Below are 14,357 nucleotides of genomic sequence, written 5' to 3'. Positions count from 1 at the left end.
CGCCGCGACCGCGCCCTACCGGAGCAGGTCGCGCACCTGCTGGACGCACAGCACGACGAACAGCAGACCGGCGGCGCCCAGCATGCCGTTGCTCAGCCAGCTGTTGCGCCACTCGCGCGGAGTGCGGGAGGAGTTCAGCAACCAGATCAGCGTCAGCGCGAGGAACGGCATGAAGAACGCGCCGAGGACGCCGTACGCGATCACCAGCCCGAAGGGTTCGTCCAGCCAGAGCAGGCCCATGGGCGGGAAGGTCAGCCAGAGCATGTAGGCGCGGAAGGGCCATGAGCGCTCGCGGCGGCCCTCGGCCACCTCCTCGACCGCGTTCTCCGCGACGCCCTTGCGGCCGCGTACGATCCGCTCGGTGAAGTCCGCGAAGAGCAGGCTCACCCCGTGCCAGACGCCGACGAGGGCGGAGAACGAGGTGGCGCAGAAGCCGATGAGGAACAGCTTGGCCGTGAAGGCGCCGAAGCGGTCCTCCAGGATGCCGCCCAGTTCGAGCAGACCCTTGTCGCCGGAGGCGAGGGCGATGTGGGAGGCGTGCAGCAGCTCGGCGCCGATGATGAGCATGGCGACGACGAAGACACCGGTGGTCAGATAGGCGACCCGGTTGTCCAGGCGCATCATCTTCATCCAGGACGAGTCGGTCCAGCCCTTGGAGTTGATCCAGTAGCCGTACGCCGCCATGGTGATCGTGCCGCCGACACCGCCGATGAGGCCCAGGGTGTAGAAGAAGGAGCCGTCCGGCAGCACGGGCACCAGTCCGGCGAACGCGGCCGGCAGGTCGGGCACCACGCGGATGGCGACGTAGACGACGATCAGGAACTTGATCCCGATGAGGACCGTCATCAGCTTCTCGAACCGCGCGTAGCGGTTGAACCACACCAGGACGAGGCCGATGAGGCCCGCGGCGATCGCGAAGGTCTTCAGACCGCCGGGCATGCCGGGGAAGAGCGCGGCCAGGGGCAGCGCGGTGGACGACATCGCCGTGGCGCCGTAGAGGAAGCCCCAGATGACGACGTAGACGCCGAAGTAGACCGAGGTCCAGGGGCCCAGGCTGCGCCAGCCGTCGAACATGGTGCGTCCGGTGGCGAGGTGCCAGCGGCCGGTCGCCTCGGCGAGCGAGATCTTGACGAGGCAGCCGACGAGGGCCGCCCACAGGAGCGTGTAGCCGAACTTGCTGCCCGCGATGAGCGTCGCTACCAGGTCGCCCGCGCCGACGCCGGTCGCCGCGACGACGATTCCGGGCCCGATCTGGCGCCAACTCGCCTTGCGCAGAGCGGGTGCCGGGCCTGCCGCGCCGCTCCTCGCGGTGCCGGTGGTGCCGGTGGTGCCTGACACACTCGCGGTGCCCGCCGTGCCGGTGGTGCCTGACGCACTCGCGGTGCCCGCCGTGCCCGTGGTGCCCGAGGCACCTGGGCCGCCCGAGTCGCCCGGGCCGCCCGCCGTGTCCGTGGTGTCTGCCATCCCCGTTGCCTTCCCGCTCGCCCACTGATCACAACGTCACGTCACCAAAGCGGGTGCACGGTGATCGCGCAAGGGGCGCGGCAGGGCGGGTCGTGGCCCGAGTGGCCCTCTTGACGAGTCCATGCCATGGCCGCACCATGCGTCGCACGGGAAGCCCCCGTACCCCCCACCCAGGAGACAGCATGCGACTTCGCATACGCGGCAGAAGGTCCGCCACCCTCACGGCCCTGCTGGCGCTCGCCGTCGCGGTACCGCTCACCGCCACCGCGACCACCCCGAGCGCGCCCGCCGCCCCCGCCACCGCACCGGCCGCGGCCGGCGAGGAGGTCATCCGGCAGTACGAGATCCACGGCCCCGACACCGCCGCCGAACGGACCGCCCTCACCGCCACGGGCGCCTCCGTCGACGAGGCGGACGGCCACTCGGTCGTCGTCAGCGCCAACGCCGGACAGGCCGCCCGTCTGAGGGCGCTCGGCCACACCCTGAAGGCGCTGCCCGCGCCGCCCGACCGCACCGGCGGGCGGGCCGTGCGCCCGATGGACTTCCCCTCCGCCGACTCCCGCTACCACAACCACGCGGAGATGAACGCGGAGATCGACCAGCGGCTCCAGCAGTACCCGAACATCATGAGCAAGCGGGTCATCGGCAAGACGTACCAGGGCCGGGACATCATCGCCGTCAAGGTCAGCGACAACGTGGCCACCGACGAGAACGAGCCCGAGGTCCTCTTCACCCACCACCAGCACGCGCGCGAGCACCTCACCGTCGAGATGGCGCTGTACCTGCTGCGCGAACTGGGCGCGGGCTACGGCTCCGACACGCGGATCACCAACGCCGTCAACGGCCGCGAGCTGTGGATCGTGCCGGACCTCAACCCGGACGGCGGCGAGTACGACATCGCCTCCGGCTCCTACCGCAGCTGGCGCAAGAACCGGCAGCCCAACGCCGGCTCGTCGTACGTCGGCACCGACCTGAACCGCAACTGGAACTTCAAGTGGGGCTGCTGCGGCGGCTCCTCGGGTTCGACGAGCTCGGAGACCTACCGCGGCACGTCCGCCGAGTCCGCCCCCGAGGTGAAGGTCGTCGCCGACTTCGTACGCTCCCGGGTGGTCGGGGGCAAGCAGCAGATCAAGGCCGGCATCGACTTCCACACGTACAGCGAGCTGGTCCTCTGGCCGTACGGCTACACCAGCGCCGACACCGCGCCCGGCCTGACGCAGGACGACCGCGACGCCTTCGCCACCGTGGGCCGGAAGATGGCCGCCAGCAACGGCTACACCCCGGAGCAGTCGAGCGACCTCTACGTCACCGACGGGTCCATCGACGACTGGCTGTGGGGCAACCAGAAGATCTTCGGGTACACCTTCGAGATGTACCCCGGCAGCGCCGGCGGGGGCGGCTTCTACCCGCCCGACGAGGTGATCGAGCGCGAGACCAGCCGGAACCGCGACGCGGTGCTCCAGTTGATCGAGAACGCGGACTGCATGTACCGCTCGATCGGCAAGGAGCAGCAGTACTGCGCGTGAGCGGGCCGTCCGGCGCGTGACGCCGTGACGCCCCGGCCGCCGCGGCCCGGCCTTCGCCGCCGTGCCGCGGCGGTGCGTCACAGGGGGCCGAGCTCCGCGAGGAACATGCCGGTGGCCTGCACGAAGCCGCCGAGAGTGTCGGGCAGGACGAGCGCGTAGGCGAACGCGAGGACCGAGTTGACGGCGTGCCACCCCAGCACCTCGTTCTCCCTGCGCTTGCCGTCCCAGCCGCCCACGATGAGCACCACACCCTTGACGAAGTACGTCAGGGCGAAGACGGCCAGGGGGACGCAGAAGGTGTAGAGGAGCATCCAGAACACCGCCGGGTCCTGCCCGTACATCTCGCGGATGCTCACCCCGACGGCGAGGAACGGGACCACGGAGACGCCCAGGCCCGCGAGCGTCGACAGGAGACCGGCGGCGCCCTCCCGGCCGGGGCCCGCGACCGCCGCCGGGGTAGCGGCCGGCCCGGTGCCCGGTTCTTCGGGGACCTGCTCCCCGCCGGACCGGGATATCACCTCGCCGGGCACCACACCGGAGTCGTCCTGGACCATCTCGGTCGTCAGGCGCTGCAACGACGCCCGCAGATCGGCCAGTTCGGCGTCGGCGGTCGCCATGACGCGGTCGTAGTCGGCGAGCTCGGGGCCGCCCTGGAGGGCGGCCGGGGCCACGGCCGGGCCCGGGGCCGTTTCGCTCCGGTGGCGGAGCTCCTCCGCCTCCCTGCGGTACGCCTCCGCCGCCCGGCGCGCCTCGATGAGCAGCTGCTCGGCCCTCTCGCGGTCGTGTCTGGCCTCCTCCAGGCGGCTCTGGACCTGGATGAGCCGGAGTCCCGAGGCCTCCAGTTCCGCCTGGATCCCGGCGAGCGCTTCCGCCCGGCCGGCCTCGCGGGCCCGCTCCGCCTTGTCCTCCAGCGCCTCGCAGCGCTCCTGCAGCGAACCGACCGTGTGCATCAGCGCTTTGATGATCGCGTCAGCCTGGCCGCGGTACTGCTCCGCGTCGGCGCCCCGCGCCAGATGGAGATTGACCGTGTACTGGGTGATCCGCTGGTCTCGCTGCGACTGGTACACCTGGCCGTCGTCGGACGCCTCTCCCCGCATTCCAGCACTGTAGCCCTCCGGGCCGTCAACGCGCGTCCCGGAGGGCTCAGTTCACCGCCGGCGTTCCCCTACCCCACGAGCAGGCTCAGGACCGCCGCGACGGCGAAGCCGGCGAGCGAGAGGACCGACTCCAGGACCGTCCAGGACTTCAGGGTGTCCCGCTCGGAGATGCCGAAGTACTTGGCGACGATCCAGAACCCGCCGTCGTTGACGTGCGAGGCGAAGATCGATCCGGCCGAGATCGCCATGATGACCAGCGCCAGGAAGGCCTGCGAGTGGTCCCCGCCCTCGACCAGCGGCAGCACGATGCCGGCGGTCGTGACGATGGCGACCGTCGCCGACCCCTGGGCGACCCGCAGGACCAGCGAGATCAGGTAGGCCAGGACGATGACCGGCAGGCCCACGTCGTTGAAGGTGTCCGAGAGGGCCTGGGCGACGCCGCTCGCCTTGAGGACGGCGCCGAAGACGCCGCCCGCTCCGACGACGAGCAGGATGTTGCCGACCGGCTTGAGGGACGACGTGGAGACCGACTCCAGGGACTTGCGCGACCAGCCGCGCCGGATGCCCAGCAGGCAGTACGCCATCACGAGGGCGATCGTGAGGGCCACGAACGGGTTGCCGAAGAACTCGACGACCGAGCGGAGGGTGGACTCGTCGAGGGCGATGGAGGAGAACGTCGCGGCGAGGATGAGGACCAGCGGCGTGCCGATGATGGTGAGGACGGTCGCGAGGGAGACCGGGGACTCCTGGGGCGCGCGGCCCGCGGCGGACTGCTCGGCCGCGACCGCGGCCTTCGCGTCCTCGGCCGCCTCCAGCATGTCCTGGGGGACCGCTACGAAGATCCGCTTCCCGATCCAGGCGGCGTAGGCCCAGGCGGCGAGGACCGCCGGGAGGCCCACGACGACGCCCATCAGGATGACCCAGCCGAGCGAGACGTGGAGGAGTCCGGCGGCGGCGACCGGGCCGGGGTGGGGCGGCAGGAACGCGTGGGTCATCGACAGGCCGGCCAGCAGTGGCATCGCGTACAGCAGGACCGATTTGCCGGAGCGCTTGGCGGCGGCGTACACGATCGGCGCGAGCACGAAGATGCCGACGTCGAAGAAGACCGGGATGCCGAAGATCAGGCCGGTCAGGCCCATGGCGAGCGGGGCCCGCTTCTCCCCGAAGAGGCCCAGCAGGCGCGAGCTGAGCACTTCGGCGCCGCCCGACACCTCAAGGATCGCGCCGAGCATGGTGCCGAGGCCGATGATGATCGCGACATGGCCGAGGATGCCGCCCATGCCGGTCTCGATGACGGAGGTGGCGGCGGACTTCTGCACCGTGCCGAAGAGCTCGGTCACGGACAGGCCGGCCGCGAGGCCGACGGCTATGGAGACGGCGAGCAGGGCGACGAACGGCTGGAGCCTGACCTTGATGATCAGGAAGAGCAGCAGGGCGATGCCGAGGGCGGCGACGGTGAGCAGCCCGGCGGTGCCGTCGACGAGGAGGAGCAGCCCTCCGGTGTGGGGTGGCGCTTCGACGGGCGGTGACGCGGCGGCGAGGAGCATGGCAGGGGAGCCTCTGTTTCGCGGGGCGGGGGTTTTCGGGTGTGGCGGAGCGCGGCACGGCGCTCCGGGGGTGAGCGCCGTGCCGTGGGGAAGCGGCTGGTGCAGGGGAATCAGCCCAGGACCGCCAGCGCGTCGATCTCGATGAGCAGCCCGGCGGGGAGGCCGACGTAGACCGTCGTACGGGCCGAGGCCGGGGCCTTCAGGCCCTGCTCCTCGAAGTACTGGTTGTAGATCTCGTTCATCTCGGCGAAGTGCGCGGTGTCCGTGAGGTAGACGCGCATCATCATCACGTCGTCCCAGGTCGCGCCGCCCTCTTCGAGGATCGCCTTGACGTTGGCGAAGGTCTGGAGGGTCTGCTCGCGCAGGGTCGGGCCGGCCGGGGTGGGGGCCTGGCCCTCGACCGCGGGCAGGAAGCCGACCTGGCCGGCGACCTGGAGGATGTTGCCCTTCCTGACGCCGTGGGAGAACCTGGCGGGCGGGGTGGTGTGGGTGGCGGGGGTGAGTGCGGTCTTCTCGGTCATGCGATGTCCTTCGGGCCCTTCGTGGGTGTTCCTGAGTACTCCCGGCTGATGGCGTCGGCGGTGCGGCGCACCAGCGGGAGGAGGGTGAGGAGTTCCTCGGCGGTGACGACGACGTTCGGCGCGGACACCGACATGGCGGCGACGACCCTGCCGTCCGCGCCGCGGATGGGGGCCGCGACGCAGTTGATGGACTCCTCGTGGCCGCCGAGATCGGTGGCCCAGCCCTGTTCGCGTACGGTCGCCAGCTCCTTGAGGAAGGCGGCGGCGTTCGGGATCGAACGGGACGTGTACATGGGGAAGTCGAGCTTGGCGGCGAGTGCGCGGCGCTCGGGTTCGGCGAGGTCGGCGAGGAGCAGTTTCGCGACCGCGGCGACGGTGATCGCGACGGGCTTGCCGATGCGCGAGTACATCCGTACGGGGTAGCGGCTCTCGACCTTGTCGATGTAGAGGACCTCGCCCTCCTCGTGGACGGCGAGGTGGACCGTGTGGCCGATCTGCTCGTTGAGCCGGGCGAGGTGGGGGTGGGCGATCTCGCGGATGTCGAGGTTCTCGACGGCTTCCTGGGCGAGCGCGAAGAGGCGCGCGCCGAGGCGGTAGCGCTGGTCCTGCTGGCGGTAGACGAGTCCGTGCTCGTGCAGGGTGCGCAGCAGGCGCAGGGCGGTGGACTTGTGGACGCCGAGCCGGTCGGCGACCTGTCCGAGGTCGGCGGGACCCTGGGCGAGCAGCGGCAGGATGCTCAGCGCACGGTCGACGGTCTGGCTCATGGCGTACGTACCTCCTCGGTGGCGTCCACGGCCGCGGTCCAGCCGGGGCCGAGGTGCAGTTTCCCCCAGGCCGGGTCGTCGAGGCCCGCGAGCCGGTCGGCGTGGGCGCGGACGGGTGGGGTGCCGAGGTCTCCGGGGACGGTGAGCGCGGCGGCGGCCATGAGGTGCCCGTGCCGGATCCGGTGGCGGACGTCCAGCCCGCGCAGGGTCGCGGAGAGGAATCCGGCGGCGAACGCGTCACCGGCGCCGACGGGTGCCACGACGTCCACCCGGGGCGCGGGGACCGCGGTGACGGTGTCGGTGGCGGTGGTGGTGTCCGTGGCGCCACCGGTCCCGGGGCCCGCGGGGGCGGCCGGACCGGCGTGGCGGGCGTACACCGTGGCGCCCGCGGCGCCCTGCTTGACCACGAGCACCTCCGGTTCGGGGAGCGCCGCCCGGATCGCGGCCGCGCCGCGCAGCCCCCAGGCGTCCTCGGCCTCGTCCTCGCCCACGAACACCAGGTCGGCGCCGCGGGCCAGGTCGAGCAGCACCCCGGCGCCGGACGCGTCGCGCCACAGCCCCGGCCGGTGGTTGACGTCGAAGGACAGCAGCGGGCGCCCGGGGCGCGGGGTGGTGAGGTCGCGCATCAGGGCGAGGCAGTCGGCGGAGAGCGCGGCGGTGATGCCGGACAGGTGCAGGAACCGGCCGGCCAGCAGGGCGTCGTACGGGACGGTCCGCGGCGACATCGCGGAGGCGGCGGATCCGGCCCGGTAGTAGACCACCTCGTGGGCGTCGGCGGCGCGGTCGGTGGCCGTGCGGAAGTAGACGCCGGTGGGGCGGTGCGGGTCGCGCCGGACAGCGCCGGTGTCCACCCCGTACGCGGTGATGGCCTCGATCAGGTGGTCGCCGAAGCCGTCGGCGCCGACGCGTCCGACCCACCGGGCCCGGTGGCCGGCGGCGGCGAGCGCGCAGGCGACATTGGACTCGGCGCCCCCGATGCCGCGGGTGAAGGACGGGACGTCGGCGAGGCGGCCCGCCCGGGAGGGCAGGAAGGTGACCATGGACTCGCCGAGACAGACGACGTCCACGACGTCGGGTTCGGCCGCGGTACCGGTCACGCTGGGGCTCCTCACTGGCTCTCCCGGATCCATTGACCCGGCGCTGCGCCGGATGTTAGACAGCAGTGAGCGATATACGCAATGGGTGTTGCATATGGTGCAACACCAGAAACGGAGGAGGCGCGATGGCCGCCGATCACCTCAAGGACGAGCGTGTCGACCACCGCTTCAAGGGGCTCCCGGCGGACGCCGAGGGGCTGACCGTGGGCGAGCTGGCGGCACAGCGCCGCTCCCTCTTCACCGGCGGCTTCACGACCCCGGTGCTCGCCCTCTCCGCCGAGTCGCTGGAGCACAACCTGGCGCTCCTGGAGACGTACTCCGAGCGGCACGGCCTCGCGTTCGCCCCGCACGGCAAGACCTCCATGGCACCGCAGCTGTTCGCGCGCCAGCTGGAGTACGGCGCGTGGGGCATCACGGCCGCCGTCCCCCACCAGGCGCGCGTGTACCGCGCGTTCGGCGTGCGGCGGATCTTCCTCGCCAACGAACTGGTGGACGCCGCGGCCCTGCGGTGGGTCGCCGGCCAGCTCGCCGCCGACCCGGACTTCCGCTTCGTCTGCTACGTCGACTCCGTGCGGGGCGTCGAGCTGATGGACCAGGCCCTGGAGGGCTCTTCCCGCCCCGTCGAGGTCGTCGTCGAGCTGGGAGCGGGCGAGGGCGCGCGCACCGGGGCGCGCACGGAGGCGGACTGCGCCGCCGTCGCGGACGCGGTGGCCGCCACCCGCACCCTGCGGCTGGTGGGCGTCGCGGGATACGAGGGCGAGGTGCCGAAGGCCACGCCGGACTCCGTCCGGGCCTGGCTGCGCCGGCTGACCGCGCTGGCTGCCGAGTTCGACAAGGCGGGCCGCTTCCCCCCGGACCTGGACGAGATCGTGGTGAGCGCGGGCGGCAGCGCCTGGTTCGACAGTGTGGCCGAGGTCTTCGCGGAACTGCCGGCGCTCTCCCGGCCGGTGCTGAAGCTGCTGCGCTCGGGCGCCTACGTCTCGCACGACGACGGCCACTACCGTGACCTGACCCCCTTCAACCGGGTCCCGGAGGAGGGCGCGCTGCGGCCCGCGTTCCGGCTGTGGGCCCAGGTGGTGTCCCGCCCGACGCGGGAGCAGGCGTTCTTCAACGCCGGCAAGCGGGACGCGGCCTACGACCTGCACCTGCCGGTGGCCCAGGTCGTCCGCTCGGCGCGGGACGGCTCGGTCCGCCCGGCGACGGGGATCGGCGTGACCGGGCTGTCGGACCAGCACGGCTGGCTGCGCACGACCGAGGAGGCCGAGCTGGAGGTCGGCGACTGGGTGGGCCTGGGTCTGTCGCACCCGTGCACGATCTTCGACAAGTGGCCGCTGATCCCGCTGGTCGAGGCCGACGGCACGGTGACCGACTACATCCGCACCTTCTTCTAGGAGCCGGCGACATGGACCTCGTCATCCGCGACGTACGGGTCGTCGACGGCACCGGCGGCGACTCCTACCGGGCCGACGTCGGCCTCACCGGCGGCCGGATCACCGGCATACGCCGTGAGGGCGAGCCCGCGCTCACGGGCAGGCGCGTCCTGGACGCGCACGGGCTCGCGCTCTCCCCCGGCTTCATCGACATGCACGCCCACAGCGACCTCGCCCTGCTGCGCGACCCCGCGCACGAGGCGGAGGCCGCGCAGGGCGTCACCCTCGAAGTCCTGGGCCAGGACGGTCTGTCGTACGCGCCGGCCGACGACCGCACCCTCGCCGAGGTCCGCAGGACCATCAGCGGCTGGAACGGCGGGGCGCCCGGGGACGGCTCCGTCGACTTCGACTGGCGGACCGTGGGCGAGTACCTCGACCGCCTCGACCGGAACTTCGGCGGCCAGGGCATCGCCGTCAACGCCGCGTACCTGATCCCCCAGGGGACGGTACGGATGTACGCGGTCGGCTGGGAGGACCGCCCGGCGGGGGACGCCGAACTCGCCCACATGAAGCGGCTGGTCGCCCAGGGCCTGGAGGAGGGCGCGGTCGGCATGTCGTCGGGCCTCACCTACACGCCCGGCATGTACGCGAGCGGCTCGGAGCTCACCGAGCTGTGCCGGGTCGTCGCCCGGTACGGCGGCTACTACTGCCCGCACCACCGCTCCTACGGCGCCGGCGCCCTCCAGGCGTACGAGGAGATGGTGACCCTCACGCACGAGGCGGGCTGCGCCCTGCACCTGGCGCACGCCACCATGAACTTCGGCGTGAACAAGGGCAGGGCCCCCGAGCTGCTGACGCTGCTCGACAAGGCGCTGGCCGACGGCGCCGACATCACCCTCGACACCTACCCCTACACCCCCGGCTGCACCACGCTCGTCGCGATGCTGCCGAGCTGGGCGAACGAGGGCGGGCCCGAGGCGGTCCTGGCCCGGCTCCAGGACGACGCCACGGCGGAGCGCATCCGCCACCACCTGGAGGTGACCGGCTCCGACGGCTGCCACGGCGTGCCCATCGAGTGGGACACCATCGAGATCTCCGGTGTCGGCGCCCCGGAACTGGCCGCCCATGTCGGCCGGACCGTCCAGGAGTCCGCGCGGCTGCGCGGCGAGGCCCCCTGGGCGACCGCCCGCAGGCTGCTGATCGAGGACCGGCTGGGCTCCACGATCCTCCAGCACGTGGGCCATGAGGAGAACGTCCGGGCGATCATGCGCCACCGGGTGCACACCGGCGGCTCCGACGGCATCCTCCAGGGCGCCAAGCCGCACCCCCGCGCGTACGGCACCTTCCCGCACTACCTCGGACGGTACGCGCGGGAACTGGGCGTGCTCTCGCTGGAGGAGACGGTCGCGCACCTCACCGGCCGGCCGGCCGCGCGGCTGCGGTTGCCCGACCGGGGCCTGGTCCGCGAGGGCTACCGCGCCGACCTGGTGCTCTTCGATCCGCTGACGGTGGCGGCGGGCTCCACCTTCGAGGCGCCCCGCACCCTGCCGACCGGCATCCCGCACGTGCTGATCGACGGCCGCTTCGTCATCGAGGACGGCCGGCGCACGGACGTCCTGGCGGGCCGGTCGGTGCGCCGGACGCCTACCGGCTGAGCGGCCCGGGCCCGCTGAAGGGCTCCGCGGCTCCTTCCGCGGCCGGTTCCCGCCGCTCGCGGCGGGGGCCGGGCACAGGGGCCCGCGGCGGGAACGCGGCCGCCCCGCGGCGCATGAGCAGGGCGCCCGCCAGACCGGCGAGGCCCGCGAGGACGAAGCCGTACGCCGGGGTGTGGCCCGAGGGCTGGGTCTCGTACACCAGAGCGGCGCACAGCACCGTCACGATCCGCCCGGCGCGGCCGTCCCGGTCCGTGGCGGCGATCACCACCGTGCCCCACAGCAGGTACCAGGGCTGCACCATCGGCGAGAGCGCGACCAGCGCCAGCAGGCCCAGGCCCAGCGCGTGCACCGGCTCCGTGCGCGAGCGCACCGCCCGCCACGCCAGGTACCCGATGAGCGCGAGGGCCGCTGCCAGGCCCAGGTTCTGGACGGCGCTCTTGACCGGGGCCGGGTCGGCGCCCAGGAGGAGCCGCAGCAGCTCGCCGAGCGCCAGGCCCACGTCGCTGGTGACGGAGAGCGCGGTGTGGATGGTGCCCGCGACGCTCTGGGTCCCCAGCCAGCCGAAGCCGGTCCCGCCCGCCACCGTCGCCACCACGGCGACCGCGCCGGCCACCAGGCCCGGGCCGAACAGCCCCTTGGCGACGCGCCGCACGAGCGGGCCGTCGGCCGCGCGGCCGACCAGCACACCGATGAAGAGGAGCGCCAGGGCGGCGGGCGATTTGATCATCATGGCGAGGCCGACGAGGGCGCTCCCCGCCAGCCATCGCCCCCGCACCGCCCACACCACGCCCGCCAGCATCAGCCCGGCCATGAGGCCGTCGTTGTGCATGCCGCCGACGACGTGCGTCAGCAGCAGCGGATTGAGCGCGGCCAGCCACAGGGCGCCCGGCTCGCTCCGCCCGCCGTGGCGCGCCAGGTGACGTACCGCCCAGACGATCAGGACGACCGCGGCCACGGCGATCAGCCGCATCCCGATCACGGCGGGCACGATCCGCCCGCCCGTCACCCAGGTCACCGCCTGCGCCAGGACGAGGAAGACCGGCCCGTACGGCGCCGGGGTGTCGCGCCAGTGGCCGCCGACGCTCGCCGCGGCGTCGGCGCCGATGCCCTGGGGGTCCAGCACCGAGGGCCCCGCGCTGTAGACGTCGTGGCCTTCGAGGACCATCGCCCCCTGCGCGATGTAGCTGTAGACGTCCGCGCTGTACAGGGGCGGGGCCAGCAGCAGCGGGCCGGCCCACCAGCCGAGCGTGACGAGGGTGTCGCGCACGCCGGTGCGGGCGCCCTCGGCGATCAGCCGGCCGTACCGCCACCAGGCGACGACCAGGAGCGTCAGCCCGGCGTAGGCGAGCACGGCCGCCGCGACGGTCGCCGCGGACCCGTGGGGGACCCAGATCCCCCACGGGTCGCGGGCGGGCAGCGTGCCGGCGGCCCAGCCGCCCGCCGCCACCGCGACCGATCCGGCCGCACCCAGCCGGCGGTACCCGTCGACACTCGAAGACCACATGACGCGCCAACCTATCGGGCGCGCCCCGCGGGTTCCGAAACGGCCGGCTACGGCTTGGGCAGCGCGCAGCCCGCCCGGTTCAGGTCGATCTTGTTGCCGGGTCCCACGCACGGGACGAGGGTGTATGTCTGCTGGGCGTAGTTGATGCCCTGCCGTACGGTCACGGTGCCGTTGGCGTCGACCTCGCAGGGGTTGTTCAGCGTGCAGCGCTGGCCGTCCTCGTTGCCCGTGTTGTTGACGGCGACGACCTTGCCGGTCAGATCGTCGATCACGGGCGAGCCGGAGGTGCCTCCGATGGTGTCGCAGGCGGCGGTGTAGCGGACCGAGTCCTTGAAGGTCCAGTCGCCCTCCTTCAGGCGGTACGCGAAGCCGTCGACGTTGCAGCCGTAGATCCGCTTCCAGTAGCCGGACACCACCTTGATGGCGCGGCCCTGCGCGGGACGGACGGTGTCCAGGTCCAGGGCCTTGATGTTGTAGCGGCTCTGGATCTGCGCGTAGGTGCTGGTCAGCTCGTACAGCGAGACGTCCGTGTCGGTCATCGTCGCGTACGCGATCCTGGCCGCGCGCAGGGTCGCGACCTTGGTGCCCGCGGAGTTCAGGAGGCCGAAGGTCCGGGTGGAGGCCCGGCCGACGACGACCTGGCCCGCGGCGGGCATGCCGGTCTCCAGGCAGTGGCCGTTGGAGAGCACGAGGGCGGGGTCCTCGGGCCGGGAGTCCGGTACGCGCACGACGGAGCCGGAACAGTTGCTGAGCGCGACTGTCCCGGCGAAGTCGACGGCCTTGACCGCGGGCGCCTCGGTGCTTCCCGGAGCGGCGGCGGCCGCGGGGGCGGCCCCCGCCCCGAGAAGGGCGAGGGCGAGCAGCGCGCCGGCGAGAGGCTTTCTCATGTGGGGGGTCCCCTCTTGCGACTGATGTGGCCGAAGGAGCTCGGCTTTGTCATGCGCATTGTTAGGGGCCCGGAGAGGTGCGACAAGAGATCCTTTTCGGCCGCGCGGACGCCCGCCCATTCGTCCGGGAACGCGGCGTTCAGTCCTTCCGGAGGACCTGCGCGAAGCCGGCGTTGACAGCCAGCAGCCCGCCGTCGACCCGCAGGGTCGTCCCGGTGATCCAGGCGGCGTCCGAGGACGCCAGGAACGCGACCGCCGCCGCGATGTCCGCCGGTTCACCCACCCGGCCCAACGGGTAGACACGTTCGGCGAGCGCGGCCAGCTCGCGCTCCCGGCCCGCCCAGTTGCCGGTGCGGACCGTGCCGGGGTTGACCTGGTTGACCCGCACGCCCCGGGCGGCGGCGTCGCCCGCCAGGGTGCGGGTGAGGGAGGCGAGCCCCGCCTTGGCCGCGCTGTAGGCGTGGTTGCCGAAGTCCTGCTCGCCGTTGACCGAGCCGATGTTGACGATCGCGCCCCGTCCCGACGCGGCGAGGTGGGGCAGCGCGGCCCGGGCGCAGCGGAAGGCCCCGCCCAGGGTGATGTCCAGATCCCGCCCCCAGTTCTCGTCGGGCTCGTCCTCGAAGCGCGCGGCGTCGGGGCTGCACGAGAAAGCGTTGTTGACCAGGACGTCGAGCCGGCCGAAGGCCGCGACGGCGTGGGCGACGGCCGCCTCGACGGCCGTGCGGTCGCCCACGTCGCACCCGAACGCCACGGCTCCCGGGATGGTGGCGGCCGTCCGCACGGCGTGCTCCTCGTCGATGTCCGCGATCAGCACGCGGGCGCCTTCGGCGGTGAGCCTGCGGGCGGTGGCCTCGCCGATGCCACGGGCCGCCCCCGTGATCAGTACGCCGTGGCCGTCGAAGCGCTGCAGTGGATTCATCGGGCG

Annotated in this window: 12 protein-coding genes; 3 read left to right on the top strand and 9 right to left on the bottom strand. The window is 72.8% G+C overall.

The window, feature by feature from the left end; genetic code table 11:
- Positions 1–15: 15 nt before the first annotated feature.
- Complete coding sequence (locus tag PUR26_RS28120) at positions 16–1,464, bottom strand: Nramp family divalent metal transporter (protein WP_329876443.1); 1,449 nt, start codon at positions 1,462–1,464, stop codon at positions 16–18.
- A gap of 182 nt (positions 1,465–1,646) precedes the next feature.
- On the opposite strand from PUR26_RS28120, the gene PUR26_RS28115 reads away from it, so the two are divergent.
- Entirely contained in the window at positions 1,647–2,990 is a 1,344-nt protein-coding gene (locus tag PUR26_RS28115) for a M14 family metallopeptidase (RefSeq protein ID WP_329876442.1), read from the top strand.
- A 77-nt stretch (positions 2,991–3,067) separates the two neighbouring features.
- On the opposite strand, the gene PUR26_RS28110 is transcribed toward PUR26_RS28115, so the two are convergent.
- The 5 genes from PUR26_RS28110 to PUR26_RS28090 form a co-directional block, all read right to left on the bottom strand.
- Positions 3,068–4,087, bottom strand: coding sequence for a hypothetical protein (locus tag PUR26_RS28110; protein ID WP_329876440.1), 1,020 nt, complete (start codon positions 4,085–4,087; stop codon positions 3,068–3,070).
- Positions 4,088–4,155: 68 nt separating this feature from the next.
- Positions 4,156–5,634, bottom strand: coding sequence for a GntP family permease (locus PUR26_RS28105; protein WP_329876438.1), 1,479 nt, complete (start codon positions 5,632–5,634; stop codon positions 4,156–4,158).
- Between the two features lie 110 nt (positions 5,635–5,744).
- Positions 5,745–6,155, bottom strand: coding sequence for a RidA family protein (locus tag PUR26_RS28100; protein ID WP_329876436.1), 411 nt, complete (start codon positions 6,153–6,155; stop codon positions 5,745–5,747).
- Positions 6,152–6,919, bottom strand: a complete 768-nt coding sequence (locus PUR26_RS28095) for an IclR family transcriptional regulator (RefSeq protein ID WP_329876434.1) — start codon at positions 6,917–6,919, stop codon at positions 6,152–6,154. The genes PUR26_RS28100 and PUR26_RS28095 overlap by 4 nt, the downstream gene beginning before the upstream one ends.
- Positions 6,916–8,049, bottom strand: coding sequence for a sugar kinase (locus PUR26_RS28090; protein ID WP_443077192.1), 1,134 nt, complete (start codon positions 8,047–8,049; stop codon positions 6,916–6,918). The genes PUR26_RS28095 and PUR26_RS28090 overlap by 4 nt, the downstream gene beginning before the upstream one ends.
- Before the next feature lie 92 nt (positions 8,050–8,141).
- Between PUR26_RS28090 and PUR26_RS28085 the strand changes: the two genes are divergently transcribed.
- Both PUR26_RS28085 and PUR26_RS28080 read left to right on the top strand, forming a co-directional pair.
- The gene (locus PUR26_RS28085) at positions 8,142–9,407 is read left to right on the top strand and encodes an amino acid deaminase (RefSeq protein ID WP_329876430.1); all 1,266 of its coding nucleotides are present in this window, start codon (positions 8,142–8,144) and stop codon (positions 9,405–9,407) included.
- 11 nt (positions 9,408–9,418) lie between these two features.
- A complete protein-coding gene (locus tag PUR26_RS28080) occupies positions 9,419–11,041 on the top strand; it encodes an N-acyl-D-amino-acid deacylase family protein (protein WP_329876429.1) in 1,623 nt (540 codons plus the stop codon).
- Here PUR26_RS28080 and mptB read toward each other — a convergent pair.
- The 3 genes from mptB to PUR26_RS28065 all read right to left on the bottom strand — a co-directional run bounded on the left by mptB (position 11,031) and on the right by PUR26_RS28065 (position 14,351).
- Positions 11,031–12,545 (bottom strand): polyprenol phosphomannose-dependent alpha 1,6 mannosyltransferase MptB, encoded by a 1,515-nt coding sequence (gene mptB, locus PUR26_RS28075; RefSeq protein WP_329876428.1) that lies wholly within the window; start codon positions 12,543–12,545, stop codon positions 11,031–11,033. The two genes, PUR26_RS28080 and mptB, sit on opposite strands and share 11 nt — an antisense overlap.
- A gap of 47 nt (positions 12,546–12,592) precedes the next feature.
- Positions 12,593–13,432, bottom strand: a complete 840-nt coding sequence (locus PUR26_RS28070; RefSeq protein ID WP_329876426.1) for a S1 family peptidase — start codon at positions 13,430–13,432, stop codon at positions 12,593–12,595.
- 139 nt (positions 13,433–13,571) lie between these two features.
- Positions 13,572–14,351, bottom strand: coding sequence for an SDR family NAD(P)-dependent oxidoreductase (locus PUR26_RS28065; RefSeq protein WP_329876424.1), 780 nt, complete (start codon positions 14,349–14,351; stop codon positions 13,572–13,574).
- Positions 14,352–14,357: the final 6 nt, after the last annotated feature.

The sequence above is a fragment of the Streptomyces sp. SP18CS02 genome (genome assembly GCF_036322365.1).
Taxonomy (GTDB): Bacteria; Actinomycetota; Actinomycetes; order Streptomycetales; family Streptomycetaceae; genus Streptomyces.
The sequence above is the reverse complement of the archived record's forward strand: the minus strand, read 5'-3'. Positions and strand labels throughout refer to the sequence as shown.